Annotated in this window: 9 protein-coding genes; 5 read left to right on the plus strand and 4 right to left on the minus strand. The window is 62.7% G+C overall.

Features of this window, described 5'->3' with window-relative positions; genetic code table 11:
- The coding region (locus EN943_RS31320) for a DNA polymerase Y family protein (protein ID WP_245476045.1) at positions 1 to 1,221 on the minus strand (1,221 nt) is incomplete at its 3' end.
- Positions 1,136 to 1,897, minus strand: a complete 762-nt coding sequence (locus tag EN943_RS31325) for an ImuA family protein (protein ID WP_127415916.1) — start codon at positions 1,895 to 1,897, stop codon at positions 1,136 to 1,138. The genes EN943_RS31320 and EN943_RS31325, both read right to left, overlap by 86 nt.
- A 238-nt stretch (positions 1,898 to 2,135) precedes the next feature.
- On the opposite strand from EN943_RS31325, the gene dinB reads away from it, so the two are divergent.
- Entirely contained in the window at positions 2,136 to 3,203 is a 1,068-nt protein-coding gene (dinB, locus tag EN943_RS31330; RefSeq protein ID WP_281060867.1) for a DNA polymerase IV, read from the plus strand.
- A gap of 12 nt (positions 3,204 to 3,215) precedes the next feature.
- Here dinB and ligD read toward each other — a convergent pair whose 3' ends face one another.
- Positions 3,216 to 5,147: a DNA ligase D gene (ligD, locus tag EN943_RS31335; protein ID WP_127415917.1), complete on the minus strand. Its 1,932-nt coding sequence runs from the start codon at positions 5,145 to 5,147 to the stop codon at positions 3,216 to 3,218.
- Positions 5,148 to 5,278: 131 nt separating this feature from the next.
- Between ligD and EN943_RS31340 the strand changes: the two genes are divergently transcribed.
- A complete protein-coding gene (locus tag EN943_RS31340) occupies positions 5,279 to 5,461 on the plus strand; it encodes a DUF3606 domain-containing protein (protein WP_127415922.1) in 183 nt (60 codons plus the stop codon).
- A gap of 18 nt (positions 5,462 to 5,479) precedes the next feature.
- The gene (gene xth, locus EN943_RS31345) at positions 5,480 to 6,313 is read left to right on the plus strand and encodes an exodeoxyribonuclease III (RefSeq protein ID WP_127415918.1); all 834 of its coding nucleotides are present in this window, start codon (positions 5,480 to 5,482) and stop codon (positions 6,311 to 6,313) included.
- A gap of 65 nt (positions 6,314 to 6,378) precedes the next feature.
- On the opposite strand, the gene EN943_RS31350 is transcribed toward xth, so the two are convergent.
- Positions 6,379 to 6,840, minus strand: coding sequence for a very short patch repair endonuclease (locus EN943_RS31350; protein WP_127415919.1), 462 nt, complete (start codon positions 6,838 to 6,840; stop codon positions 6,379 to 6,381).
- Positions 6,841 to 6,919: 79 nt separating this feature from the next.
- Here EN943_RS31350 and EN943_RS31355 point away from each other — a divergent pair, with 79 nt between their 5' ends.
- Together EN943_RS31355 and EN943_RS31360 are read left to right on the plus strand one after the other, a co-directional pair.
- Positions 6,920 to 8,530, plus strand: coding sequence for a DNA cytosine methyltransferase (locus tag EN943_RS31355; protein ID WP_127415920.1), 1,611 nt, complete (start codon positions 6,920 to 6,922; stop codon positions 8,528 to 8,530).
- A gap of 181 nt (positions 8,531 to 8,711) precedes the next feature.
- Positions 8,712 to 9,124, plus strand: a 413-nt coding sequence (locus tag EN943_RS31360) for an ankyrin repeat domain-containing protein (protein WP_164778469.1), incomplete at its 3' end; no start/stop codon positions are given.

Below are 9,124 nucleotides of genomic sequence, written 5' to 3' on the forward strand. Positions count from 1 at the left end.
GTCACCGGGCCAACTCGTCCCGTCATCGGGCGCCGTCGGCGCGATGCGACGGACCGAGCGTTCGGGCACGTCACTCTCCACCGGGGCGAAGCGGTAAAGCCGCTGCTCGCCAATACGGTTGGCAAGCACGTCGATGAGATCGGTGATGTCTGGCTCCGGCTCCTCGACCAGCGAGGAGATGATCTGCTTGCTGCCGAAGGGTTCGGCGAGCGTCGCGGCAAGCGTGATGACCTCGATGCCAAAACCGGGATCGACAGTTTCAATCCGATCGGTGAGGAGACGAGTAAGCCGTTTGACGTCCCGAACCGGCACCGCGGTGCCAACGCGAATGGCCTCGATGCGGTTGTCGACGCGATGAAACAGCAGGTCCAGTCGGCGGGCGCCGAGCCCCTTTGCCTCAAGCGCCTCGCAGAGGGTTGCGACGAGCTTGCCGGTATAGCGGGCTATGGTCTCGGCGGCGCCGATCGGCTCGCCGAAGGCCCGGCGAACCTCGATGAGATTGGGAGAGCGGGCGGGCTCGAAGGGTTCGCTCCGCCGCCCCATGGCCTGGTCCAGGCGACGGCCGAGTTCGGGCCCGAAGCGCAGGGTGAGAGAGGCGCGCGGCGCCGCCTCGACTTCGCCCACCCGCTCGAAGCCGAGCGTGAGCAGGCCTTCGACGATGTCGTGGGGAAGCCGCAGGGCGCCGACCGGAAGACCGCGCATAACCGCCGGGGCTTGCCCCACTGGCGCGACGAAGGTCGGCCGGGCGAGGAAGCGCGCGCAGGCATGAGCGGCCCCCCAAGTGTCCGCGACGGCGGCACGTGCCTCGATGCCCGAGGCTGCCATGCGCGACACCAGTCCCTCGATCATCGTGTCCTCCCCGCCATGCAGATGGTCGGCACCCGTGGTGTCGATGATAAGCCCGTCGGGCGGATCGGCCGCGACGATTGGAGCATAGCGGAGCGACCAGAGCGCCATTCTATCGAGGGCCTCGGCGTCGGCGGCTGCATCCAGGTCGAAGCTCTGCAAGTTGGGCACCAGTACCTGGGCCTTGCTCGCGGGAATGCCTATGCGCAGGCCGGCCGTGCGTGCCGCCGCATCGGCGGCCAGCACGAGCCGCCGGTTTCCCTGTCGGCCGAGCATGACGGTCGGGGTTTCAGCCGATGGCGCGGACTGGCCCATTGCGCGCCTTAGGCGATCGGTCGGCCAGGTCGGAAAAAAGAGCGAGACGACCCTTGTCATCGCAGGCTTCCACTTCAAAATCGGCGCTTTCTCCCGCCCGTACCCGGATCAGCTCGATCTGCCAGCGAGCGCGGCCGATACCGGGGACCGGCAAGGGACGGGAGGGGAGCGCGGTGACCCGCCAGCGGGTGACCGCGGCGGTTGGGTGTCCAAAATCGGTCGCCTCGGTTTGTCGTCGCCAACGGCGGATGGCGATGCCGATGGCGCCGGAGGCTTCGGCGGCGAGTTGGAGACGGCGGGAGGCTGTCATCGAGAGGCGGGCCAGTTCGGCAACAACAGCGCCTAGGCCGCCATGGCGAAGCCCTTCCTCGAAACAGGCGAGCACGGAAGCTTCGTCGCCGGCCTCGACATAGACGACGCGGCCGGGCAGCAGGCCGGCGTGGGCGAGGGCGGGGGCGAAGAGATCCTGCCGGGTGACGCACCAGAGCACCTTCCCTTTGGCGCGCGCAGCGATCCCGGCGGCAAAGAGCGCCGCCGCGGCGCCATCGATCGCCCCGTTGCGGCCGCCGGCAACCTCGTGAAGCGCGCCGAGCGCCAGCCCGCCTCCCGGCAGGACCTTGTCGATCCTGGGAACACCGAAGGGAAGCGTCGCGCGGTTACGCGCCGGCCCGCCTTCGAGGCGTGCGATTCGCTCGCGAAGCGCAGCGATAGCAGGGCTGGCGGCCGGCTGACCCATGAACGAAACACTCTCAAACTGTCTTCCCAATGGATTTCGGGGCTGATATGTTCCTTATTTGTTCTCTTTAGTGTCCGAGAGTCAATCGGACTCGTTGCGTCGCTCCGAGAGTTGATCCCAGACTGCCTTGATCGAGGTGCGGTCTATCTTGATATGCCGCAGGTAACGCAGGGACGACGACGTGGGCGAGCGAGTTGACAGCGGCCTAGAAGCGGATGCGACGGGGGCAGGCACGGCCATCCTTCGCAAGATCATCCATGTCGACATGGATGCCTTTTTCGCCTCGGTCGAACAGCGCGACAACCCGGACCTTCGCGGCAAGCCGGTAGCAGTCGGCGGCTCGGCGGCGCGCGGTGTGGTGGCCGCTGCCAGCTATGAGGCCAGAAAGTTCGGGGTACGATCTGCCATGGCCTCGATCACGGCGAAGCGCAAGTGTCCCGAACTGATCTTCGTGCCGCCGCGCTTCGACGCCTACCGGGCCGTCTCCCAGCAGATCCACGCGATCTTCGCCGAGCACACGCCACTCATTGAACCGCTCTCGCTCGACGAGGCCTATCTCGACGTCACCGACAATCTGCAGGGCATCCCGGTCGCCACGACGATCGCGGAAATGATCCGCGCGAAGATCAAGTCCGAGACCGGTCTGACCGCTTCTGCGGGCGTCAGCTACAACAAATTCCTGGCGAAGCTCGCCTCCGGCCAGAACAAGCCGGACGGTCTGTTCGTCATCACCCCGAAGCAGGGTCCGGCCTTCGTCGAGGCCTTGCCCGTGCGGAAATTTCATGGTGTCGGCCCTGCGACTGCCGACAAAATGGCTCGGCTCGGCATCGAGACCGGCGCCGACCTGCGGGAACAGAGCTTGGCGTTTCTCGAGGAGAAGTTCGGGAAGGCGGGTCCGTATTATTACTGGATCGCCCGGGGCATCGACGAACGCCCGGTGCGGGTCGACCGCGAGCGCAAGTCCGTGGGGGCCGAAGACACCTTTGCGAGCGATTTGTTTGACCTCGAAAGTGCTCGCAAGGAGCTGGCGCCGTTGGTCGGTAAGGTGTGGCGCTATTGCGAGGAAAGATCGATCCAGGGCCGCACGGTGACATTGAAGGTGAAATTCGCCGACTTCCAGCAGATCACGCGCAGCCGCACGATCGGAGGCGTCATCGAGGGCGAAGCCGACCTAGCGACCGTCAGCGGCACCCTCCTCGATCAGGTATTTCCTGTCAGCAAGGGGATCCGCCTGCTCGGGGTGACACTTTCAAATCTAAGCGGAACGCGAACCGAGGCCGATCGGCAGATGTCGCTGACGATCTAGGAATGGCTGCGGTTATCGGACTGCTTTTCGGATCCGCTCTGTCAACGTTTGTTCGACATCGAAATAGCCCTCCCAGGCGTCGGACTCCTGAGCCCGGGAGGCGGCAGTAAAAACGTCAAATGCGCTGGCACTCTTAAATGTCGGCAGCTCATCCCAAGGGACGGGTACGGCGCACGACGCACCGGACCGCGCGCGGGTCGACCACGGGCAAATCGCTGTGGCGCCCTGTCCATTACGCAGATAGTCGATGAACATGCGGCCCTTGCGCCGCGCCTTGCTCATGTTTGCCACGAAGCGGGACGAATCCGTGCGGGCCAGCAGTTCGGCGAAGTCCTGGCAGAAGTTCTTGACTGCTTCCCAGTCGGCCTCGGGAACGAGTGGCACGACCACATGCACGCCCTTGCCGCCGGACAGCAGGGGCCAAGATTGAAGGCCGAGGGCCTCTAGAATGCCGCGGATGTCGATCGCGGCCTGCTTGACGTCGCCAAAGTCCAGGCCCTCGTCGGGGTCGATGTCGAAGATTATCCGGTGCGGCAAGTCAGGCTGCTGACGCAGGCTTCCCCAGACGTGGAATTCGAGCACGTTCATTTGGACGCCGGCGATTAGCCCCGCCAGGTCGTCGACCCAGAGGATGCGGCTTTCCTTGCCCGACATCTTCTCCAACTGGCCGTCATGGATGGCCTTGGGCATCCCTGGCAGCTTGTGCTTCTGAAAAAATGTCTGCTCGAGGTCACCGTCGGTGTCGCGCACCAGCGAAAGGGGCCGGTCTTGGATGTGTGGCAGCATCTTCTCGGCGACTGCGGCGTAGTACGCGGCGAGTGTCGCCTTTGTCACCTTAGTGCCGGGGTACCTGATCTTGTCAGGATGGGTCAGCGTCACGCCCAACGCACTGGCGATCTCCTTGCCCATCCTGGGATCCAGATTGGCGGCGGTCGCGGGCGCCCTTGGCATTTCCATCACCACCTGATCGGCTCGCTTGTCTTCGCGCATGCCCTGGAAGCTCGGGTGCCGTAGGCTGCCGTCGGGTGTCACCTCGGAATAGGTGACCTCGGCGACGAGTTCGGGCTTTACCCAGCGGGCGCGGCGCGTGATGTCGCGCGGCACGGATACAAAGGCGGATTTGTCCAGAGACCGCTTCTCCAACTGCGCGAGAATGGATGTGCGCATCGCCTCGGTGAACCCGGTGCCGACGCGGCCGCGGTAGATCAGTTTGCCATTCTCATAGGTACCAAGGATCAGCGAGGCCATGCCGCGGCCAGTGTCGCTGGGGCGGTAGCCGCCGACGACAAATTCCTGTCGTTTCGTGCACTTGATCTTGAGCCAGTTCGCGGTGCGGTCGCCGACATAGCGACTGTCGGCGCGCTTGGCGATGATGCCCTCATGGCCGCCGGCGCACATGGTATCGAAGACCTTCTTGCCATTGTCGGCGATATGGCTAGAGAACTGCAAGCTGTCGTCCGGGTCCCTCTCGCCCAGCAGTTCCGCAAGTCGTTCCTTGCGCTCGAGCAGGGGCCGGCTGGACACGTCCTCGCCGTTCAATTCCAGCAGGTCGAAGGCGTAGAATTTGAGCGGCATGCCTGCGGCGATACCGGTTTTCAGCATCGAGAAGTTGGTGCGGCCTTGGCTGTCAATGGCGACGATCTCGCCGTCGATCAGCGCGGAGCCCTTGGTCAGCGACATCAGAGGCGGCACGATCACCTTGAACTGGCGGGTCCAGTCGTGGCCGTTGCGGGTATAGACCACGACCTCCGAGCTGGAGATCGCGGCCTGCGCGCGATAGCCGTCGAACTTCATTTCGAAGAGCCAATTGGCGCCCACCGGTATGTCGTCTGTCAGCGTGCAGAGCTGAAACGGACGAAACTGGGGTAGGGGGTATCGAGGGGTAGATTCTGAGTCCCTGCGCCGTGTGCGCTTCTTGGGGCGAGAGGCCTCTACGGCCGACATGGGGAACCCGAATTCATGGTACGATTCAATACTCTCCCCCGGGGTTCAGTTCCACACAGCACTTCGATGGATTGAACCGGAAGAGTTCGGCTGCGTTGTTGGGGACTGGAACGCAATCCTTGGAGGATGAAATGGCTACTACTCAAACAACTCGTGGACGCAGCCAGGACCGTGCGAAGGTCGCTGGTGGGCAGGATCATGAGGTGAAATACGAGGCGGGCAAGACTGGGGCGAGCAAGGCCGAGGTCAAGTCGGCCGTGAAATCGGTGGGCAACAGTCGCAAGAAAGTTGAGGGCAAGCTGGGCAAGAAGTGAGCCACGCCGCGAGGGGAGATGGTTCGCATCGCCACCTTTAATGTCAACGGCGTCAATGGTCGGCTGCCCGTGCTCCTCAAGTGGCTCACGGCAACCAACCACGACATCGTCTGCCTCCAGGAACTGAAAACGTCCGATGAGAAGTTTCCGGCCGAGGCCATCCGTGAGGCGGGGTATGGCGCCATCTGGCACGGCCAGAAATCCTACAACGGTGTGGCCATTCTATCTCGCGGGGCGGACCCGGTTGAACGCCGGCGCGGCTTGCCTGGCGATCCCGATGACACCCACAGCCGCTACATCGAAGCCGACGTGAACGGGCTCGTTGTCGGCTGCCTCTACCTGCCGAATGGGAATCCGGCGCCTGGTCCCAAGTTCGACTACAAGCTGCGCTGGTTCGACCGCCTGACCAGCTACGGCCAGGACCTGCTCAAAGGGGGCGCGCCGACTGTGCTGTGTGGAGACTACAACGTCGTTCCAACTCCGATCGACGCGGTCGCGCCCCGACGATGGCTCGGCGATGCGGTTTACTTCCCCGAGAGCCGGCGAGCCTATGCCGAGATGCTTGACGACGGATGGATCGATGCGGTTCGGCGTATTCATCCGGAGAAGGGCATCTACACCTATTGGAATTTCTCCTTCGGCGGCGGCTACGATAGGAGCTCTGGCCTGCGAATGGACCACCTGCTGGTGAGCCCCTCGCTGTTACCCAAGCTCCGCGGAGCTGGCGTGGACGTCGAGTTGCGAGGGTGGGAGAGGCCAAGTGACCATGCGCCGGCGTGGATCGACCTCGAGCAAGAGGCGGCCAAGGCTTCGAGAGTGCTGTCGGTCGGAGGCACCTCGAACGTATCATAGGACTGTCAGTCGAGTTTTGGGGAGCCCGCTCCCGCGGTTCTCTCAAACAGGTTTCCTCAAAAAGCTCAGAGCTGGCGATGGCGGAACAGCGGACTTTCGAAGTCCCCAATACCTGACTTGATCCATGCAAGCAGGCGATCGGTCGTGTCGTCTATGCTCGTCGCCCGCAGGCCGCATTCCCAGACCACAGCGACGCGCCAACCCGCTGTTCGAAGCGCTTCGGCGGCTTGCTCGTCACGCTGGATATTGCCCGCGAACTTCGCATTCCAGAATTCCGCGTTCGATGATGGTGTGGTGCACCAGTAACAGCCTGCATGGCGATGCCAGAAGCAGCCGTGAACGAAGAGGGCGATCCGACGAGACGGGAATACGATGTCCGGTCGTCCCGGCAGGTTTGCCGTATGCAGACGATACCGCAGCCCGGATCGGTGAAGTAGCCGCCGGACGGCGATTTCCGGCTTGGTATTCTTCCCGCGAATGCCGGACATCATCCGTGAACGGGTGGTCGGATCAACTACGTCGGCCATGGACCGCGGTCTACCATCTCGACGGAATACTTGATACTCATGAGCAGATTGCCACGTGGGTTCGGGGAAAGCGTGATTCTTGCCAATATATTCGGTGGTAGACATTTTTGCAGGGCCAGGGGGACTCGCCGAGGGGTTTTCAAGCGTCCGGAACAGTGAGCGTGAGCGGGCGTTCCGTATCACACTCTCTGTGGAGAAGGAGTCGGCCGCCCATTCAACGCTCCGGCTTCGCAGCTTTCTGCGTCAGTTCGGCGATAGCCTCCCCGACAGCTATTACAGCTTCATCAATGGCGCGATCACCGAACCCGATTGGTCAGAGCTGTATCCAAAGCAGTGGTCGTCGGCGGAAGACGAGGCCTGGCAGCTCGAGCTGGGCAAGGAACCCCCAGAAAAGCGGTTGAACCAGCGCCTCGACCAGATTCGCGACGAGAGCGATGGCAACGTCATCCTGATTGGTGGCCCCCCTTGTCAGGCCTATTCCCTCGTCGGCCGCGCCCGCAATCAGGGGAAGGAAGGGTATGTGGCGAAGGATGATCGACGCCACTTTCTCTACGAGGAGTACATCCGCATCCTGGACAGGCTTCGTCCCGCGGCGTTCGTGATGGAAAACGTCAAGGGCATGCTCTCCTCCTCGGTCGACGGTGAAAACCGGATCTTTGACCAGGTGCTGCGGGATCTGCGCGGCGAGCGGAGCGACGGCGAAAGCTATCGGCTCATCGCGCTCGATCCGCGTCGCGGGAGAAAGCTCGACCTTGGCAGGTTCGAGCCGCGTGCCGCGGATTTCATTGTTCGCGCCGAAGATTTCGGCGTGCCGCAAGCTCGGCACCGCGTGATTGTAGTTGGTCTGCGATCAGATCTCGCAGCCGATCTGCCGGACTTGGCACTTGCCGAGCTAATGGTGCGTCACAGCCTGAAGGCGACGGTGGGCAACGTTCTTGGCAATATGCCACCGCTCCGCAGCGGGCTAAGCCGGGGGCCGGATACGGATGAGGATTGGAAGCGCGTCGTTGGCGAAGCCATGGATTTCGTCGCTGGTATCGACACAGGACTGTCGGACGATCTCCAAATAGCCTTTACTTTGAGGGCGAGACGGTACCAGGCACGATTCCGGCGCCTGAAGGAAGTCTCGGGCAGAGAGGCAAAAGGCGTCGGTATTGCCTCCGACTGTCCCGATGACCTCTCCAGTTGGCTGACCGACCCGCACCTTGAAACTCTGCCGAACCACATGACGCGTGGTCACATGGCAAGTGACTTGGCCCGATACTTCTTTGCAGCAGTTTTCGCTGAGGTTGTGGGCCGATCTCCAAAGGCCTCGGACTTTCCCCTGGAGCTTGCGCCAGACCACAAGAACTGGGAGTCGGGGAAGTTTGCCGATCGGTTCCGAGTGCAACTGGCAGGCGGACCTTCGACAACGGTAACAAGCCACATTTCGAAGGATGGGCACTATTTCATCCATCCTGACCCTATGCAGTGCCGTAGTCTTTCCGTACGGGAGGCCGCTCGCCTCCAGACCTTTCCTGACAATTACTTCTTTAAGGGCAATCGCACCGAGCAGTACGTTCAGGTAGGCAACGCCGTGCCGCCTCTGCTTGCGCACTGGATCGGCGAGGCCCTTTTCACAATTCTGACGGCACGCGAGAAGCAGTCTGAAAAAGCGACCGAACGGGTCATGCTGCCGCATGTCGCCTGACTATGACATCGCAAGTCGCCTGGGAGTGACAGTTGCGGTCGAACGCCACCGAATTTCTGGCAGGATTTTCAAGTGCAACCGGAAAAAGAGCCGCGAAAGGGGCAGACAGGGGCAGCTAGCAGGTGATTTCTAGGGGGGGTGAATTTAAGGATTGCCCGTCTGGACGGGCAGGTAGCAGGTGATGTCGCAGGAGATGACATCCCTGTTCCGGCTGGCGATCGCTTCGGGGAGAGTGGAAACCGTGAGATCGCACCTCGAACGGGGTGCAGATGCCAATGCCCGGGACAACACGGGCTCGCCCGCTCTGCTCCTCGCCGCCTCGCGGGGGCGCCAAGACATTTGCGAAATTCTGCTTGAGCACGGTGCCGACCCCGCAGCCAGCGACGCCAACGGACGAACTCTGTCAGAATACGCTTTGCAGTGGGGATTTGTTGACCTGATCGGCGTGCGGAACGAACAATCTCCTGAGCCTGAGCCTGAGCCTGAGCCTGAGCCTGAGCCTGAGCCTGAGCCTGAGCCTGAGCCTGAGCCTGAGCCTGAGCCGGAGGCGGAGGCGGAGGCGGACGCAGAGGCGGAGGCTGTGGCGGGGGCGGA

It is taken from the genome of Mesorhizobium sp. M7A.F.Ca.US.006.01.1.1 (assembly GCF_003997935.1).
Classification (GTDB): Bacteria; Pseudomonadota; Alphaproteobacteria; order Rhizobiales; family Rhizobiaceae; genus Mesorhizobium.

Excerpts from the sequence above, each read along its gene's own strand:
- EN943_RS31325 (WP_127415916.1), bottom strand. The coding sequence starts at position 1,897 with ATGGGTCAGCCGGCCGCCAGCCCTGCTATCGCTGCGCTTCGCGAGCGA.
- ligD (WP_127415917.1), bottom strand. The coding sequence starts at position 5,147 with ATGTCGGCCGTAGAGGCCTCTCGCCCCAAGAAGCGCACACGGCGCAGG.
- EN943_RS31340 (WP_127415922.1), top strand. The coding sequence starts at position 5,279 with ATGGCTACTACTCAAACAACTCGTGGACGCAGCCAGGACCGTGCGAAG.
- xth (WP_127415918.1), top strand. The coding sequence starts at position 5,480 with ATGGTTCGCATCGCCACCTTTAATGTCAACGGCGTCAATGGTCGGCTG.
- EN943_RS31350 (WP_127415919.1), bottom strand. The coding sequence starts at position 6,840 with ATGGCCGACGTAGTTGATCCGACCACCCGTTCACGGATGATGTCCGGC.